This is a genomic window from Paraflavitalea soli (assembly GCF_003555545.1).
Taxonomy (GTDB): Bacteria; Bacteroidota; Bacteroidia; order Chitinophagales; family Chitinophagaceae; genus Paraflavitalea; species Paraflavitalea soli.
In genome coordinates this window covers 3,677,364-3,694,640 of sequence record NZ_CP032157.1, presented here as the reverse complement: position 1 = coordinate 3,694,640, position 17,277 = coordinate 3,677,364, and the positions used below count along the sequence as shown (strand labels likewise).

The following is a 17,277-nucleotide window of genomic DNA, read 5'->3' as shown; positions in this document are numbered from 1 at the left end:
GTTGCGCGGCAGGTGCAGGCTCAGAAAAGGCGCGGGGCAATTCCTATATTTGAACAACCCCTAACCCAAACCAGATAACTGCATGCCGGCAGCACACCGCCTTTTCAAGACCTGTATTGGCTTCCTGATATTGATGATCGTTACCTTACCTGCCCTGGCTCAAAAAAACGTACTCAAAGGAACCGTACTCGATACCGCCGAAAAGAAGAAACTCAACCATTCCATCGTTGCCCTGATCAGTAAAACAGACAGCACCTTGTACCGGGCCATCCGCACCAATGAAGAAGGCGATTTTGAACTCACAAAGATTCCACCTGGCAAGTATACCGTAATGATCGCTTACCCCAAAATGGCCGATTATCTCCATGATATTACCGTGACGGATACTTCAAAGATCGACCTGGGTAAAATACCCATGATCACCGAAGCCCAGCTACTGGAAGAGGTAGTGGTGAAGGCCGGGTTTGCCATCCGCATGCGGGGCGATACCCTGGAATACAATGCCGATAGTTTTGCCGTAAGGCCGGGTTCCAATGTAGAAGAACTATTAAAACGCCTGCCGGGCATTGAAGTAGATAAAGATGGTAAAATAAAAGCCCAGGGACAGGATGTACAGAAAGTATTGGTGGATGGCGATGAGTTTTTCTCCGACGATCCGGGCCTGGCCCTGAAATACCTGCAGGCTGGCGCCGTGGATAAGGTACAGGTGTATGACGATAGAAGCGAACAGTCGAAATTCACCGGCATGGACGATGGCACCCGCAACAAGACCATTAACCTCAAACTGAAGAAGGATAAAAAGAATGGTTATTTCGGTAAACTGTCTGCCGGGGCCGATGGCAAAGATTATTACCAGCATGAGGCCATGGGCGCGTTATTCAGCGGCGCACAAAAAATATCCGTATTTGGTGTGTCGGCCAAAACAGGCAAGCAGGGACTGGGTTATAGCGACATGAGCAAATATGTAACAGAGGATTATGAGATGATCAGTGATGGCGCGGGTACGGTGTATTATTACAGTAATAATAATAACGATATCGATAACTATTATGGAAATGGGTTGCCATCCGTCTTGTATGGAGGCGCCCATTTTTCTGATAAGTGGAATGGCGACAGGGGTAAGGTATTTGCCAATTACCGGGCAAAAGAGGTGAACGCCAATGGATGGGGCAACAATACCAGTACCAATGTACTGCCCGATGGTACCAGTTTTACCAGTATCGGGGAAAGCCGCGACAGGTCGCACAGCTTTATGCAAAAGGGGAGTGGCAGCGTTACCTTCGGGCTCGATTCTTTTACCCTCATCAAGGTCTCGCTCAATGGAGCCATTGGAGAGCAAAGCGCTAATAACTATTCCACTTCCGGATCAACCAATGAAAAAGGCTTCCGCGTCAATGCCAATGACCAGCGTGGCAGCAATGTCAATACCAACAGGAAATTTGGCAGCAATATCAATTACCAGCGCAAATTCAGGAAAGAAGGCAGGACATTGTCTTTGACCTTTCAACAGGACTATGCGAAAAGCAATTCAGACAGGTATAATTTTGCAGCCACCAATTATTATGATCCCAATTCGGGCAATTACAAAAATGCCGATACCCTCGATCAGCTTCAGCAAACAAGCACCCCGCTTCAATCCTATGCAGCGAAGGGTGTTTACACCGATAAGTTTACAAAGGATTTTGGTTTCTCTGTGGAGTACGGTTGGAAAACCGTCCAATCGTCCAATGTATTCAACACATTTAATAATGCCAACGGAAAATACATAGACCGGATTGACAGCCTTAGCAACAATTACGATTTCACGGTCAATACCCATATTACAGGGGCTACGCTCAACTGGGCCAGGAAAGGCATCAGCATCAATGCCGGCAGTAAACTATTTCTTACCAGCCTGGAGCAAATGAATAATGATAAAAAGGAAGGCGATACGCGGCGTTTTATCAACGTGGCGCCACAGGTGGTAGTATCCTTAAGGCTTCCCAAAAATACCAGCCTGACCGTGAATTATTCAGGACAAACCGAACAACCTACCATCGAGCAATTACAGCCACTGCGAAGAACCAGCAACAGGTTGTATGTGCAGGTGGGTAATCCCGATCTTCAGCCGGGGTTCAGGCATACAGGAAGCCTGAATTTTAATAAGTACAACATGATCAAACAAAGCTCGTATAATGTGTATGTTTCTGTTAATTATACAGGCAATGCCATTACCAGCTCGAGGGCTACCGATGCGCAGAACCGCATTGTAAGCCAGTTTATCAACCTGGATGGTATTGTTGGGATCTATGGATACATGGGGTATAACTGGCAATACAAAAAATGGCACCTGCGTCCATCCATCAGTACCAACCTGGGCAGGAGTGGAAATTACTCTATCCAGAATGGCAGTAAAATAAAGAACGAATCCCTGAACCTGGGCACACGTGCATCATTGGCCCATGACTGGAAGGATGTAATGACAACGACGTATGCTGCTTCCATCAATTACAACCACGGGCGTTCCAATGTGGCCGGCAACAACTCCAACCGTACCTTTTCACATACCCATACCCTCAACAACAATTTTTACTTACCCTTTAAGATGGAACTGGGATCAGATTGCTCGTTTACTTTTCAGCCTAAGAACAGTTCTTTTAATTCGAGCATAAACATCATACAATGGAATGCATTGCTGAAGAAAAAGTTCCTTAAAAATGATGCGGGCGTTGTGCAGTTTTCAGTGAACGATATCCTGAACAGGAATACGGGCTATACCCGGGGCGTTTCGGGCAACAATACCTATGAAAGCAACCGGTTTGTATTAAAGCGGTATTGGTTGCTAACCCTTACCTGGAATTTTACCAGGCCGATATAAACGCGGATTCCATAAATAGCTTAAGATTGAAATTATATGAAACAGTTGATTGCTTTTGCGGTGTTGCTTTTCCTGACGGCGGATATGACGCATGCACAGGATTTTGTTACCCGTGGCAAAATAGAGTATGAGGTCAAGCGCAATAATAAGCGCATGTACGATGAGGAAGACCGTGCCAATAGTTCTTATATTGCTTCCCTGCCGGAATATGATGTGAGTTACCGGGAGCTGTTGTTTGCCTGGGACCGCTCCGTTTATCAGCCCGGCAGGAAGGCATTGAACCCTTCCCGCTTTTTGAGCGAAAATGAGGTGTATATGGACCTGGAGAAAAAAGAAGCTGTTTCCAAACGGCGTATGTTGGATGATTACTATGTGCTGGCCGATAGTATACACGCCATCAAATGGAAGCTTGAAAATGAGACCCGCAAAATTGCCGGCTGGCAATGCCGTAAAGCAGTAGGGCGTATCTATGATAGCGTGTATGTGGTGGCTTTTTACTGTCCGGAGATCATTCCCCAGGGTGGCCCTGAAATGGTTGCAGGATTGCCCGGCATGATATTGGGCCTGGCCATTCCCCGTTTCTATACTACCTGGTTTGCTACCCGTATCGAAATAGCCAATATTGACGAGTCGAAGATCGTGCCGCCCACCGTCAAAAAGGGCAAACAATACACCAGGCATGAACTGGCTGAGGTGCTGCTCAAAAAATACAAGGAAGCAGGGTGGTGGAAGGATGTTACACTGGAGAAAGTAGCGGCAGATATATCAGATTATCTAATATATTAAAATACCGCTTCGAATATTATATTTGCGGCTAAACTTTTTTACATGCGTTTATTCAGTATTGTTTTTAGTGTGGTAATGGCCCTGGCTTTGACGGGGTGTAGTAAGAAAGATAAGGGTGGATGTACGCCTACCTCGGCAACCGAAGATGATGCCAAAATGCAGGCTTATATCACTGCCAATGGGGTTACAGCTACCAAAGATGCCAGTGGCATGTATTACCAGATCATCGACCCCGGTACAGGTACTGCGCCTACAGTTAGTTCTGTGGTAGTGGTGAAGTATGCCGGTAAACTCACCAACAATACCGTTTTCGACAGCAACAATAGCCTTGAATACCCCCTCAACCGCTTGATCCTTGGCTGGCAGATCGGAATTCCCAAGATCAAGAAAGGCGGTAAGATCAAACTCATCATCCCCCCCTCATTGGCCTATGGCTGTGATGACATTAAAGATGGCAATACAGTAGTGCTGCCCGGCAACTCCGTATTGGTATTTGATGTAGAATTACTGGATGTGAAATAAGCGGCAACCGCAAGGTTCGATTACAAATAACCAGCGCAGGCCAGGGAACTCCCTGGCCTGCGCTTTATAACAAAAATGTCGCCCTTATGGAGCGACATTTTTGTTATAAGTTGTTCTAAGCAGTTTTAAGGGAGTTAATGGCTAACACCTGATTCCTAACAGCTAAAAGCTAATACCTAAAAGCTAACGCCTTCTTAAATGATCACGATCTTTTTCTTCTTCACGTTCTTTTGCTGATTAGCCGGCTTTTCCTGATCGCAGGTGCTGTTCTTGTCGTTTTCACCCAGCCTGTCCATCAATATCCGGTATTGCACTTCATTGATCTTGTCCTGTTTTTCCTGGCGTACCTGGTTATAGCGTTCCAGTTGTACCCTCATCAGCGCCTGTTCTTCCACCAGTTCTTTTCTTGTTTCCTGGAGCGCTTTTTCTGTTTCTGTGTTGATCTTTTTCCAGTCTACTTCTTTGAAAGCTTTTTTGATCTCGTTTTGCAGTTGTTGTATATCCACCGTACCGGCGGCTGCATTGAGTTCTTTTTCTACTTTTTTCCAGTCGATTGCCTGCAGGGCGATCATGGCTTTGTCCATGGCCTCTTTAGCCTGCTTTTCAGATACACTCATGGTGTACTTTTTGGGGAGCAGCGTATCTTCCAGCGCCTGGATCAGGAAACTGTTGCCCGGCACATAAGGGTGGGTAGTGACTGATCCTGCGGAGGCCACCGCTGCTTCAGCAGCTTGCATGGAGAAATCGCGTATCACCGGTGCACTCACATACGATGCCATCTCCGTGGTGAACTTTAAAGAAGAGTACAGGTTCTGCCCGGCAGCTGCATTGTCATCTTCGTCTTTCTCTTCGTCATTCCTATCGTCGGCATCAGGCAATACAATAGCTACTGCTTGTCTGATCAGCTTTTCTGTATGAGGAACCACTGTTTCAAATGGCTGTTCCCCGGGGTTGGCTGCCGGTTGCGGCGCCGGGGTGCTGATATCGGCGGAAAATTCATTTACAGGGCTTTCCGGTGCATTTACAGCCACTTCCCGCATGGTGGTGACGATGGCCCTCCCCGGATTGTACAGGCCAATAAAACCTATCAGGATGGCTGATAACAGCCATGCCATCAGTTTCTGGTTCAGCGGGGCCGTGACAGGCTCATTGGTGAGCATCCGTTTTACCCGGTTGAGCAGGAGGGTATTGCCTCTGCCGGTAGCAGCTACTGCCAGGGCAGGAGCGGTGCAGGAACGGCTTTGTTCCAGCAGGAGCAATGCCCGGGCATATTGGGAGGCGTCGTACCGGAACTGTAATACCAGGTCATCGCAGCTATGTTCCCGTTCCCGGCGGATGATGCCGGAAAACAATTGTGCAAAAGGATTGAAGAATAAAACGATATCAGAACAGGCAATGAGCAGGTTGACCAGGTAATCATTGCGCCTGATATGATTCAGTTCGTGTAGTATAATAGCTTCTGTTTGTTCAATGGAGAGGTTATTCACTGCAGCTATGGGCAATAAGATAATGGGTTTCCAGAAACCGATCGTCAGCGGTGTATCGACCATGGAAGATAACCAGATGGTTACTTTCTTATGGATGCTCATATGCTGGACCGACTGCTGCAGGAATACCCGCCATTCGGGATTGATCTTTTGAAGCCCCTGGTGAAACAATTGACGTGTATAACGGTATTGACGGTAGAAACGAAAGAAGAGCCAGGCAGTCATCAGCAGGTAAGCTACCGAGAGGAAGGGGAGAACCAGTTCCAGCCAGCCAGCGATATTGCTTTTGAAGGAAGCGGGCGTGTTGATCGCTTCACCGGCATTGACCAGCAGGGTAACGAATTGAGGCGTGGCGGCTGCTTTATAAAAGTTGATCACCAGCGTAATGAGGAACCAGCAGGAACCTCCCGCCAATGATAGCAAGGCCAGTGTATGGCGTTGACGTGCGTTGAACTTTTTTCCATTGGCAGTCAGTAAAACATAGATCAGCCATAAAACACCCATTTGCCACAAGCTGTCTAATAGTGACCATCCCAATGCCTTCAGGAAAGCAGATTGGTTCACCAGGTTCATCGGCTACTGTTTTTTTAAGTTGTCTAACATTTTCTGTATAGCTTCCAGTTCATCAGCGGATGCTTTATGATTACCCAATGCCTGAATGACCAGTTCAGTAGGGGAACCTCCGAATAAGGAATCGATCATTTTACCCAGCAAATGTTTTTGCGTCTTTTCCCTGCTTACAGCGGCCTGGTAGAAATGCGTTTTGCTTGAATCATCACGCCTTACCAATCCTTTTTCAAACATGATCTGCATCAGCTTCAGGGTAGTGGTATAACCAGCATCCTTGATCTTCAGCAGCTCTTCATGTACTTCGCGAACGCTGGCAGTCCCCTTGATCCATAATACCTGCAGGATCTCCAGCTCACTCTCAGTGGGTTTTATGCTCTTGGTTGTGGACATAGTGGAACAACATTTGCCTTAAAAATACGACATATTTCGTAATGAACTGTTAAAGGAAGGTAAAGAAGTTCCCCTTTTTAATCACGCCTTAATCAATGAGTGGGGATAAAAAAGGCCAGGCGGTGAGCCGCTGCTTAAACCTAAGATTTCATTCTTTTCGTACATTAATGAGTTATATTTATCTCACTTACAACACCACCTACTGTGAAAAGAGGCTTGCTTTACACCTTCCTGGTCCTCCTTGGAGCTATGCGGGTTGCTGCCCAGTCGCTGCCAGCCATTCAACTTACCGACGATGCCCCTTATCAGCGAATTGCCACACAAACAGGCTGGTATGTCGACACCAGCGCCCGCCTCACCCTGTCCGATGTAGCCAATCCGTCTTTTCAGGGCCGTTTCCGGCCTGCCAGGCACGAAATGGGCGCCTACGGCCTTACCGATGCAGCCGTGTGGGTACAGGGCAGTATCCGGTACACCGGTACAGATAAAGTATACCTGCTCATCGAATTTGCCAATATAGACAGCATCACCCTCTATTACTATGATAAGGAGGTGTTGAAAACCGTACAGTCTGGCAGCCTTACCCCCCTGGCCGCCAAGCCCATCAATATCCCCGGCTTTCTCTTTGAGATACCGGTTGCCGCGGCCGAACCACAGACTTTTTGGCTGCGCATCCGGACCGGCAACGCCCTCATCGTTCCCCTTACCCTGGCCACCTCGGGCGGTTTGCCACAATCCATGGCCGGCATGTATATCATCGCCCTGCTGTATGCGGGCGTGGTATTGGCGTTGTTTTTCTATAATCTTTCCCTGTATGGCTGGATCAGGGACCCCAGCTATTTGTATTACCTGGGTTATCTCTTCTTCCTGGCAGTGTTTATATTCCTGTACTGCTGTGGGTTTCATGTGTACCTGGGGCAAACCCTTTCCACCTTTATCAACCAGTATGCCGGTATAGGTTCCGTGTCCGTGGGATATATATTCATGATCCGGTTTGCCATTAGTTTTTTGAAGGGCGAACAATATGCCCCGCGGCTTACCAAGGCGTTGCGCATCCTGGGCTGGCTGCTTTGGATTCCCCTGATCTGTTGTGCGCTCGGCTGGCGTCACGCCCTTATCCGCCAGCAGGAACTGGTGAGCCTGGCTGTACCCGTGGCATTTATATGGATGGCTATTACCGCCTACCGGCGCCACTACAAGCCCGCTATTTATTTTATCATCGCCTGGGCTTTGCTGCTGTCGTCGATCGTGTTGTTTGCCATTACCAATATGGGCTTCCTGCCTTATGGCGGATGGACCTTCGATATTTTGCCCATCGGCTCGGCCATGGAGGTGATCCTGCTATCCCTGGCATTGGGTTATGGGTACTCATCCATGAAGAACGAGCAGAAAGCATTGCTGGAAAAGACTGTGAATGAACGTACCAAGGAGTTGCAGGATGCCCTGGGGCAGTTGAAGGAAAGCAACCAGGCCAAAGACAAACTGCTCAACATTATTGCCCATGATATCAGAAGCCCGTTGAATAACCTGTCCGGTTATCTCGAACTGGCAGAAAAGAAGGTGGTGGCTGCCGGGCAGATACAGCAGTTCATCCAGGTACTCCGGCGAAACATCAGCCATATTTCCCGGTCGATGAACAACCTGCTCAACTGGTCCCTTACCCAGAAGAACCATATCGAGACCAATATTGCCAAGGTACCTCTTTCTCCCATGACCCGCCAGATTTTGGATACTTATCGGTTTTCGGCCGAGCATAAGGGCGTTCACCTCAAAAAGAATATGCCGGAGGAATTATTCGTACAGGCAGATAGCCATCAGCTGGAACTCATATTGCGCAACCTGCTCGACAATGCGATCAAGTTTACACCCGAGGGGGGAGTAGTCACTATTGGCTGCAGGCCACGGGCAGAACAGGTGGTGATCTATGTAGCTGATACAGGTGCGGGGATGTTGCAGGAGGAGGCGAACAAGTTATTACAAAAGAACAGCTTTCATTCAGCAGGTACCATAGTACCTGAAAAAGGTACCGGACTGGGTTTGCAACTGTGCCGCGAGTTTGTAGCGAGCAATGGCGGCGTACTACAGGTGAGAAGCAATCCGGGCGAGGGGACAGAATTCTTTTTCAGTCTGCCCGGCAGCGTTGAGATATAATAGAAAGAATACTTACTTAAATAACTGGGTAGTAATAAAAATGAAAGACCCCATGTGGAAACATGGGGACTTTGGTATTTGGTATGATATAGTGCCTTTAGTTATGACTGCAAATATATGTGCTGCAGTGGAAATAATAAGGGTTTTCCTTTAAAATATTTCCTTAGTATTTTCCAGTCGCCTGAATGCTGCCGGTATTGTCATTGGTGACCACCACTTGCTCGGTTTTCTTCAGCACCGGCTTAAATACTTCAGGAGCCGGATTGTGCAATTCTTTCAGGGTAGGAGCTATTACCAGCGATACGATAGACATCAGTTTGATCAGGATGTTCATAGATGGTCCGGAAGTGTCTTTGAAAGGATCACCTACCGTATCACCTGTCACAGACGCCTTATGCGGATCTGATTTCTTATAATACATCTGTCCGTTGATCTCAACGCCTTTCTCAAAAGATTTCTTGGCATTGTCCCAGGCGCCGCCGGCGTTGTTCTGGAACATACCCATCAGTACACCACTTACTGTAGCACCTGCCAGGAAACCACCGAGTGCTTCGGGTCCAAACAGGAAACCGATCACCAGGGGAGAGACGATGGCAATAGCGCCGGGCAACATCATTTTCTTGATAGAGGCGCCGGTAGAGATGGCCACACATTTGTCGTATTCAGGTTTACCGGTACCTTCCATAATGCCGGGAATGGTACGGAACTGCCGACGAACTTCTTCCACCATCGCCATGGCCGCCTGTCCTACAGCGCGGATAGCCAGGGAGGAGAAGATGAAGGGGATCATGCCGCCTACAAAGAGACAGGCCAATACATCTGCCTTGTAAATATCGATACCTGTAATGCCGGCTACACCTACGAAGGCGGCAAACAGGGCTAATGCAGTAAGGGCAGCAGAAGCGATGGCAAAACCTTTACCGGTAGCAGCGGTGGTATTACCTACTGCATCCAGTACATCCGTTTTCTCACGCACTTCTTTGGGCAGTTCGCTCATTTCAGCAATACCACCGGCGTTATCGGCAATAGGACCGAAGGCGTCAATGGCCAGCTGCATCGCAGTGGTAGCCATCATACCGGCAGCCGCAATGGCCACACCGTATAATCCTGCACAGTAATAAGAACCGTAGATACCAGCTGCCAATACGATGATGGGCAGGAAGGTAGATTCCATACCTACCGCCAGACCACCAATTACGTTGGTAGCATGACCGGTAGAAGACTGGCGGATGATGCTCATTACAGGGCCTTTACCCATGGCAGTGTAATACTCGGTGATGATGCTCATGAGGGTACCTACAGCCAGGCCTACGCCAATAGCGCCCAGTACACCCCATTTGGTAAATTCAGTACCGCGTAATTCCATTGTTTCGGGAAGGATATAATAAACCAGGCCTACTGAAGCAGCAGCGGTTAAGATGATAGAACCCCAGTTACCCATGTTGAGGGCTTTCTGTACCACACCGGTGCTGATGCCTGCTGTATCGCTGATGCGAACAAACAGGGTAGCTACGATGGAGAAGAGGATACCTACGCCGGCAATGAGCATCGGCAGCAGGATGGGGGCAAAGCCGCCAAACTGATCTACGGAGATCGTTTCCTGTCCCAGTACCATGGTGGCCAGTACAGTGGCTACATAAGAGCCAAAGAGGTCGGCGCCCATACCAGCTACATCGCCTACGTTATCACCTACGTTGTCGGCAATGGTGGCGGGGTTGCGGGGATCATCTTCGGGGATGCCGGCTTCTACTTTACCTACCAGGTCGGCACCTACGTCGGCAGCCTTGGTGTAGATGCCACCACCTACGCGGGCAAACAGGGCAATGGATTCAGCACCCAGGGAGAAGCCCGTGAGTACTTCTATTGTTTTGAGCATTTCGGCAGAAGAAACTTCTGTGGCGCCGAAGTATGCTTTTAATAAGATAAATAAGCCACCCAGTCCCATTACAGCGAGACCGGCAACGCCTAATCCCATTACGGCACCGCCGGTAAAGGATACATTGAGGGCTTTGCTTAAGCTGGTTCTGGCAGCTTGTGCAGTACGCACGTTGGCTTTGGTGGCAACCTTCATACCGATGTAACCGGCAGTAGCGCTAAATACAGCGCCAATGGCAAAGGCAATCGCAATGGACCAGTGTGAATGGGGGTTGGCTTGTGCCATCACACCGAGCAGGATACCCACGATCACCACAAAATAACCGAGCACTTTCCACTCCGCTTTCAGGAAGGCCATAGCACCATCTGCGATGTAGGTGCTGATCTCCTTCATGCGGTCGGTACCGGCATCTTGCTTGGATACCCACTTAAACTTAGCGAGGGTGTACAGCAGACCTATGACTCCCATCACAGGGACGAGATAGAACAATTTGTCCATAAGTAGTTGATTCTTATTCGAGTTGAATTTTTAAGGATGGCAAATATAGGGCAAAAGCCCTCTAAATCAATGTGGGAGAGTGTTTTTTTGGGGATGAGTACGAATTACACGAAATAAGTGGGAGGCCGAAATTGGGGGGAATGACATTCGTCAAGGCGGGCGGGGCTGGTTTCAGGTCGCCTGCGTATCGCCTACGCATTACCTACAGATTGTCTACGTATTGCCTGGCCGCTCAATGATAAGGGCCAGTTTTCTAAGGGGCGTAGGCAATGCGTAGGCGGTATCCAGGCATGTTCAGGCTGTTTTTGAAGTTGCGGGCTGCAGGATGCCTGGGCTTTGGCATATGCACTTCACAAATTGTATGGCAAGAAGGTATGAATGGCTGGTGCGTCTTTATTTTTTACCCTTTGTAGCCACTTTCTTTACAGGCACTTTTTTAACCGGGGCCTTCTTTGCCGGTGCTTTCTTCTTTACTACTTTTTCTACCGGGGGCATCAACCGGAAAGGGATCCCGCGGCAGGAAATCTTTGGGCGACATGCCAAAGTAATCGGCCAGGGAATTGATATGGCGGAGATTGTACTTCGCTCCAACAGTGTTGTTTAATGGTAATTGAAATAATTTACAAAGTTTACATATTAATTTACAATCCTATCCCTTCAGGCTGAAAGGATTAATGTAGGTTCGCCGTATCTCTTCCCGATAATTAAATAGAAAAAAACCATGAGATACGCACTCCTCTATACTTTGTTCTTAATGTCCGTTTTTCACCCCTGCTGTGGACAAAACCAAACAACCGTACCACAAGATAATATCAGTAAAGGACTTTACTCCGAGTCTCAACTTAAAGAGGAGGCCGCCTTCCAGGTGCCCATGAGTATGGTTCGGCATGTGAAGCAAGCCAGGAACGGGGACATTTTGATTGCTTCTTACCTAGGCGTATATCGATACGATGGAAAATCGTTTACCAATCTGACAAGTAAAATAAGTTCGCCCCGCATCTCCAGCTTCTGGGATGTCCTGGAAGATCGGAAAGGAAATCTTTGGTTCGCTTCCAAAGATTCAGGTGTTTATTATTACAATGGGAGATCCTTTCAGCATTTTACAACAAAGGATGGGCTTGCCAGTAATATGGTTCTTCATCTTTATGAAGATAAAGCCGGTAATATCTGGTTTGGATCAAGCCGTTACGATGGGAGATCTTTTCGAAATTTTACTACAAAAGATGGATTTCCCAGTAATAGTATTCGTTTACTCCTTGAAGACAAAACCGGCAAGCTTTGGTTTTGTGCACAAGGAGAAAATATGTTCGTTTATGATGGAAAAACATTTACCGTTTTAAAAAACAAAGATGGCAAAACGTTTAAAAACGTTTGGTCAATAATCGAAGATAAAAAAGGAAGTATCTGGTTCAGTGACGTTGATGGTCTTTGGCGCTACGACGGCAGTACCTTTACCAAGGTATCGCAGAGGGTGGCTTATACAATAATCGAAGATAAAAAAGGAAATCTCTGGACTACAGGTAGCATGGATCCTCTTGGTGGGCCAGGCTGGGCGCTTTCCCGTTATGATGCAAATTCCCTGTACAGTAAAAAGCCAGCTGTAACCGAAATAAAGTCACAATCAGCAATGCTTTTGGGGATTTTAGAAGATGCGAAAGGAAATATTTGGTTTGGCGCTGGTGGTGGCGTGTATCGTTATGATGGAAAGACTATCACAGACTTTAAAAATAAAGAGAATCAGCAATAAAGTAATATCCTGACCCTTCAAGCTGAAAGGATTAATGTAGGTTGGCTGTGTTTGTTCCCAATCATTAAATAGAAGAAAATCATGAAATACGCACTCATCTGTACTTTGTTCTTAATGTCCGTTTTTCACACCTGTTGTGGACAAAACCAAACAAACACGCCGCAAGATAATTTCAGTAAAGAACACAATGGCTACTCCGAGTCTCAAATTAAAGAGTTATCTACCTCCAGGGTGCCCATGAGTATGGTTCGGCATGTAAAGCAAGATAGAAACGGAAACATTTTGATTGCTGCAGCATGGGGTGGTGTTTTTCGCTACGATGGAAAATCGTTTACTAATCTCACAACTAGTAAAATAGGTTTGCACAGGTACTGGGATGTTCTGGAAGATCGGCGCGGAAACCTTTGGTTTGCCACTTCTGATTCCGGAGTTTATCATTACAATGGAAAAATCATTCAACATTTCACTACCAGGGAAGGGCTTGCCAATAATCGGGTTATGGCTATTTATGAAGATAGAGCCGGCATTATTTGGTTCGGCACCGGAGGTGGGGTAAGCCGTTACGATGGAAAATCTTTTCGAAATTTTACAACGAAAGACGGACTTTCCAATAATGACCTTACTACTATCATAGAAGACAAAACCGGGAAATTATGGTTTGGCACAAGGGGTGAGGTTTGTTTTTATGATGGAAAAACATTTACGGTTTTAAAAAACAAAGATGGTAAAGCATTTAACAACGTTTGGTCAATAATCGAAGATAAAAAAGGAAGCATTTGGTTCGGTGACATTAATGGTCTTTGGCGCTACGACGGCAGTACCTTTACTAATGTATCGCAGAGGGGCGCTTATGCTATCATCGAAGATAAAAAAGGAAACATCTGGACTACTGGTGACGTAAATCCTCCTAATGGGGATGTTTGGGCTCTTTCCCGTTATGATCAAAAGTCCTTATACAATAAAAAGCCTGCTGTAACTGAAATTAAGTCAGGAGGAAGAATGGATTGTTTGGCGATATTGGAAGCCAATGATGGAAGTATTTGGGTGGGCTCTGGTGGTGGCGTGTATCGGTATGATGGAAAGACCATCACGGACTTTAAAAATAAAGAGGGTCAGCAATAAAAATCCCCGACCGGGTTGGTCAGGGATTAAATATTGGAAGGTTCTAAAGACGTAAGCTGTAAATCCACAAAGCATTTAATCAACCACTCATTGCCGACTGTCGACTGCCGTTACTGCCGACTGCCGATTCCCGTCTCTACTGCTTCACGGTATCGGTATCCTTCTTCTTTTTCTTGAGCAGGTTATTGAGCAGGCCCTTGCCGGTCTCTTCCAGGCCCTTCTTCACATCTTTGGTGCCGCCCGTGCCGGTGGTATCTTTCTGGCCGGAGAGTTGCTTGCCCAGTTCTTCTTTAAGGCCCTTTACCACCTGGTTCTTCGCAGAAGCGATAGAGTCCTTGGTAGCCTGCTTGGCAGCGGCTACGGCACTGTCGGCTGCGGCTTTCTTGGCTTCTACAAACTGGTTGGCCTGGGCCTTCATATCCTGGGCCAGACTGCTGCCGGCATCCTTCAGGTCGGTTTTGATGGTTGGGCTGGTGATGCTGCCGCCCAGATTCACTTTCAGGTTTACGACGTCACTCAACTTCACAGGCACGCCCTTGCTATTGGCCTGGGCTGCGAGGTTGTTGACAAAGGAGTTGGCTTTTTCACCCAGCTTGGCGCGGGGTACTTTCAGGTTCAACACATAATCCAGGGATTGGTCCAGCCCGTGCATACCGCCCACTTCCATATCCATATCCTTCACCTTTACGGTAAATGGTTTGACAAGCACTTTGCCATTCGCAAATTCAAAATAGTTCTTGATGTCTTTCACAGAGAATGACTGGAGTTCGCTGATGTTGAGGGTAGAGGCCAGCTTTTCCAACGGCTGGAACTTGGCCAGGAAACCTTCCAGCAAAAACAGGGTGCCATCACCGGTAAGGGTGGTCAAATCAGGCATCATGTCTTCACCCAGTTTACCCTTCATCGTCATTTTGGAAGTGAGCTTGCCGGCAATGAATTTACCAATGGGCATCAGCTTCTGTACGGTATTGAAAGCATTGAATGTTTTCTGTACATCCAGGTTCTGCACATCATAGGCCAGGGTAATATCGGGTTTGGTTTTACTTACTTTGGTAGAGTAGGAGCCATTAAGCCCAATGGTGCCATCGAGTGCATTCATCTTCACATCCTTCAGGGCTACGGTCTCATCTTTCAGTACCAGGGTACCATTGATATTGTTGTAATCTACTTTGTCATACTTTACCTGGTCTACCTTGGTATTGAGGGTAAGCTGAATATTTTTGGGAACAGCAAATGGGGCTGTAGTGGCAGCTGCTGTAGCAGTATCAGGAGCGTCGCTGGTAGCGCCCATCAGTTTGTTGAGGTCTACCTTATCGGCCGACACATTGAGGGTGCCCGTAAGTGGCTCATCCTTCATAGCATAACCTATGAGGTTGTCGAAACTGCCATTGGCATTGAAGTTCGTTTCCATAAACTTACCCGCCAGGTTATTCAGTGTCACATTCTTTGGTGTAAAGGTCAGGCCGGTATTGCTGATGTTAACACCATCGGGATAGTCTTTGGATTTATACGATACATTGGAAGCCTTGATCACACCGCTTGTCTGGAAGGCTTCGTACTGGCTCTTGTCAATATAGGATTTCTTGCCTTTGAATGCTACATCGGCATTGAGCAATCCTGCCAGGGAAGTGCCGGGCTCAAAAGTATAGAACTGGGCAATATTGGCCAGGTTGAGGGAACCTTTCACGGTACCATCGAAATAAGGGTCAGAAGCGGGTGTTTTAAGCAGCAACGTAATGTCGGCTGCGTCCTTGCCTACTTCCACGTGTGCGGCCGGAATTTGGACGGTAGTATGGTCTGGCACGCCATCGGGATTGTCGATATTGATGCGGGCGCTGGTATTCTGAATAGGTTGTGGGAAGTCTTTGGAAGAATAGAACAGGTTGGCGATCTCTACAAAACCTTTGGCGCTGAACTCGCCGGGTTTTTGCTGACTGATCACGGCCACATTGCCCTTGGCCTGTACATCGGCACTTACCTGGCCGCTCAGTTTGGTATCGGGCAATTTGACAAACTGGGTAATGCTGGCCAGGTTGAGCTTGCCTTTGGCAGCTGCATCGATATACTGATCGGTCATGGGCTTTTTGAGCAACAGGTGGAAATCAAATGGATCATTGCCAAATTCAATATGCGCCTTGGGAATGTTGACCACGGTATTGTCGGTTACACCATCGGGATTGTCCACCTTCAGATCGAGATTGATGTTCTTAACCGGCTGGGGAAGATCGGGGTACTGGAAAAAGCCATCCTGTATGCCCAGGTTGATCTTGTAGGCAGGCATCTGTGTGGGGCTGAAAGTGCCTTTCACAAATCCGTCGAACAGGGTCTTTCCACTGGTCTTGATCTTTGAGAAATCCTGTGCGTATACGGCCGGCACCAGCGACAGGATGCTTTTAAAGTCCGTAGAGGGCGCTTTGAAAGTAATATCCATGTTGTAGGTGCTGTCGTTCACCAACTGGAAGAAACCCGCTGTGCTGATCTTGAGGTCGTTGACGGCTATCTCATCGGTCTTGAAACTATACTTGCTGGCCTTGTTGTCGATCTCGAAATCGGCATCAATGGATGTCTTTGTTTTGGACAGGTAGGGGATGCCGCCATAGCTGAACGTGATGGCATCGGCGGTGGTATTTGTTTGCAGGGTAAACAGGTCGGCGGTAAAGTCGCCGCTGCCTTCGTGGTTGAGGTTCACGATCTCACTGCTCATACCGGCACTGGCATCATCGTAGTAGATATAGCCGTTCTTAATGGCATATTTTTGCAGGTTCAATTTGAAAGGACTGGCTGCCTCTTCGGGCGTAGCCGCAGTAGAGGTATCGGGTTTGGCGATATCCCAATTGGCCTTGCCTTCCTTGGTCACCAGGGCATGAATGCGCGGCTCGTCGACAGTGATGGAATAGACCTTCATGTCTTTGGCGCTCAAAACGCTGAAAAGGTTTACGGCCACATCAATTTCTTTGGCGCTGATGAGGGTGTCTTTGGCAAATTCGCCCAGGCCGGTCACCTGCAGCTCTTCCAGTGCCACGGATACCCGGGGGAACCGGCGGAAGAAAGACAGGCTCAGGTCTTTGAACTCGGCCTTCGCATTGATATTTTTATTGATTTGTTCTTTAGCGATCTTCAGGATCTTGCCTTTGAAGATGAAAGGGGCGGTAAAGAGTATTACGATCAGTACAAGGAGGGTAATACCGGTGACCTTCAAAATTTTCTTAAGCATAGGTAATCAGGGTTTGCGGTGGTTTACAGGTTGCAAAAATAGTTTATTGTACTTTAG

The 17,277-nt window shown here is 47.6% G+C and carries 11 protein-coding genes; 7 read left to right on the top strand and 4 right to left on the bottom strand.

Features of this window, described 5'->3' with window-relative positions:
- Positions 1-82 precede the first annotated feature (82 nt).
- The 3 genes from D3H65_RS13450 to D3H65_RS13440 are packed head-to-tail and all read left to right on the top strand — an operon-like array spanning position 83 to position 4,165.
- On the top strand, positions 83-2,857 hold the full coding sequence (locus D3H65_RS13450; RefSeq protein WP_119050816.1) for an outer membrane beta-barrel family protein: 2,775 nt from the start codon (positions 83-85) through the stop codon (positions 2,855-2,857).
- A gap of 36 nt (positions 2,858-2,893) precedes the next feature.
- Positions 2,894-3,643, top strand: coding sequence for a GLPGLI family protein (locus D3H65_RS13445; protein WP_119050815.1), 750 nt, complete (start codon positions 2,894-2,896; stop codon positions 3,641-3,643).
- Positions 3,644-3,685: 42 nt separating this feature from the next.
- Positions 3,686-4,165, top strand: a complete 480-nt coding sequence (locus D3H65_RS13440; protein ID WP_119050814.1) for an FKBP-type peptidyl-prolyl cis-trans isomerase — start codon at positions 3,686-3,688, stop codon at positions 4,163-4,165.
- Positions 4,166-4,359: 194 nt separating this feature from the next.
- Here D3H65_RS13440 and D3H65_RS13435 read toward each other — a convergent pair whose 3' ends face one another.
- Both D3H65_RS13435 and D3H65_RS13430 read right to left on the bottom strand, forming a co-directional pair.
- A complete protein-coding gene (locus D3H65_RS13435; protein ID WP_119050813.1) occupies positions 4,360-6,225 on the bottom strand; it encodes a M56 family metallopeptidase in 1,866 nt (621 codons plus the stop codon).
- A gap of 3 nt (positions 6,226-6,228) precedes the next feature.
- Positions 6,229-6,612 carry a BlaI/MecI/CopY family transcriptional regulator gene (locus D3H65_RS13430; protein ID WP_119050812.1) on the bottom strand — a complete coding sequence of 128 codons (384 nt, stop codon included), beginning with the start codon at positions 6,610-6,612 and terminating at the stop codon, positions 6,229-6,231.
- 204 nt (positions 6,613-6,816) lie between these two features.
- Here D3H65_RS13430 and D3H65_RS13425 point away from each other — a divergent pair, with 204 nt between their 5' ends.
- Positions 6,817-8,763 (top strand): sensor histidine kinase, encoded by a 1,947-nt coding sequence (locus tag D3H65_RS13425; protein WP_162915614.1) that lies wholly within the window; start codon positions 6,817-6,819, stop codon positions 8,761-8,763.
- Positions 8,764-8,926: 163 nt separating this feature from the next.
- On the opposite strand, the gene D3H65_RS13420 is transcribed toward D3H65_RS13425, so the two are convergent.
- Positions 8,927-11,137: a sodium-translocating pyrophosphatase gene (locus D3H65_RS13420; protein ID WP_119050810.1), complete on the bottom strand. Its 2,211-nt coding sequence runs from the start codon at positions 11,135-11,137 to the stop codon at positions 8,927-8,929.
- A gap of 361 nt (positions 11,138-11,498) precedes the next feature.
- Here D3H65_RS13420 and D3H65_RS13415 point away from each other — a divergent pair, with 361 nt between their 5' ends.
- The 3 genes from D3H65_RS13415 to D3H65_RS13405 all read left to right on the top strand — a co-directional run bounded on the left by D3H65_RS13415 (position 11,499) and on the right by D3H65_RS13405 (position 14,006).
- The gene (locus D3H65_RS13415) at positions 11,499-11,741 is read left to right on the top strand and encodes a hypothetical protein (protein WP_119050809.1); all 243 of its coding nucleotides are present in this window, start codon (positions 11,499-11,501) and stop codon (positions 11,739-11,741) included.
- Between the two features lie 117 nt (positions 11,742-11,858).
- On the top strand, positions 11,859-12,884 hold the full coding sequence (locus D3H65_RS13410) for a ligand-binding sensor domain-containing protein (RefSeq protein WP_119050808.1): 1,026 nt from the start codon (positions 11,859-11,861) through the stop codon (positions 12,882-12,884).
- Positions 12,885-12,965: 81 nt separating this feature from the next.
- Positions 12,966-14,006 (top strand): ligand-binding sensor domain-containing protein, encoded by a 1,041-nt coding sequence (locus D3H65_RS13405; protein ID WP_119050807.1) that lies wholly within the window; start codon positions 12,966-12,968, stop codon positions 14,004-14,006.
- Positions 14,007-14,142: 136 nt separating this feature from the next.
- Here the strand turns inward: D3H65_RS13405 and D3H65_RS13400 are convergent, their stop codons facing one another.
- The gene (locus tag D3H65_RS13400; RefSeq protein WP_119050806.1) at positions 14,143-17,220 is read right to left on the bottom strand and encodes an AsmA-like C-terminal region-containing protein; all 3,078 of its coding nucleotides are present in this window, start codon (positions 17,218-17,220) and stop codon (positions 14,143-14,145) included.
- Between the last annotated feature and the right edge of the window lie 57 nt (positions 17,221-17,277).

Bases quoted from the DNA above. Each gene is read 5' to 3' on its own strand.
- D3H65_RS13450 (WP_119050816.1), top strand. From the start codon at position 83: ATGCCGGCAGCACACCGCCTTTTCAAGACCTGTATTGGCTTCCTGATA.
- D3H65_RS13445 (WP_119050815.1), top strand. From the start codon at position 2,894: ATGAAACAGTTGATTGCTTTTGCGGTGTTGCTTTTCCTGACGGCGGAT.
- D3H65_RS13440 (WP_119050814.1), top strand. From the start codon at position 3,686: ATGCGTTTATTCAGTATTGTTTTTAGTGTGGTAATGGCCCTGGCTTTG.
- D3H65_RS13435 (WP_119050813.1), bottom strand. From the start codon at position 6,225: ATGAACCTGGTGAACCAATCTGCTTTCCTGAAGGCATTGGGATGGTCA.
- D3H65_RS13430 (WP_119050812.1), bottom strand. From the start codon at position 6,612: ATGTCCACAACCAAGAGCATAAAACCCACTGAGAGTGAGCTGGAGATC.
- D3H65_RS13420 (WP_119050810.1), bottom strand. From the start codon at position 11,137: ATGGACAAATTGTTCTATCTCGTCCCTGTGATGGGAGTCATAGGTCTG.
- D3H65_RS13415 (WP_119050809.1), top strand. From the start codon at position 11,499: ATGGCAAGAAGGTATGAATGGCTGGTGCGTCTTTATTTTTTACCCTTT.
- D3H65_RS13410 (WP_119050808.1), top strand. From the start codon at position 11,859: ATGAGATACGCACTCCTCTATACTTTGTTCTTAATGTCCGTTTTTCAC.
- D3H65_RS13405 (WP_119050807.1), top strand. From the start codon at position 12,966: ATGAAATACGCACTCATCTGTACTTTGTTCTTAATGTCCGTTTTTCAC.
- D3H65_RS13400 (WP_119050806.1), bottom strand. From the start codon at position 17,220: ATGCTTAAGAAAATTTTGAAGGTCACCGGTATTACCCTCCTTGTACTG.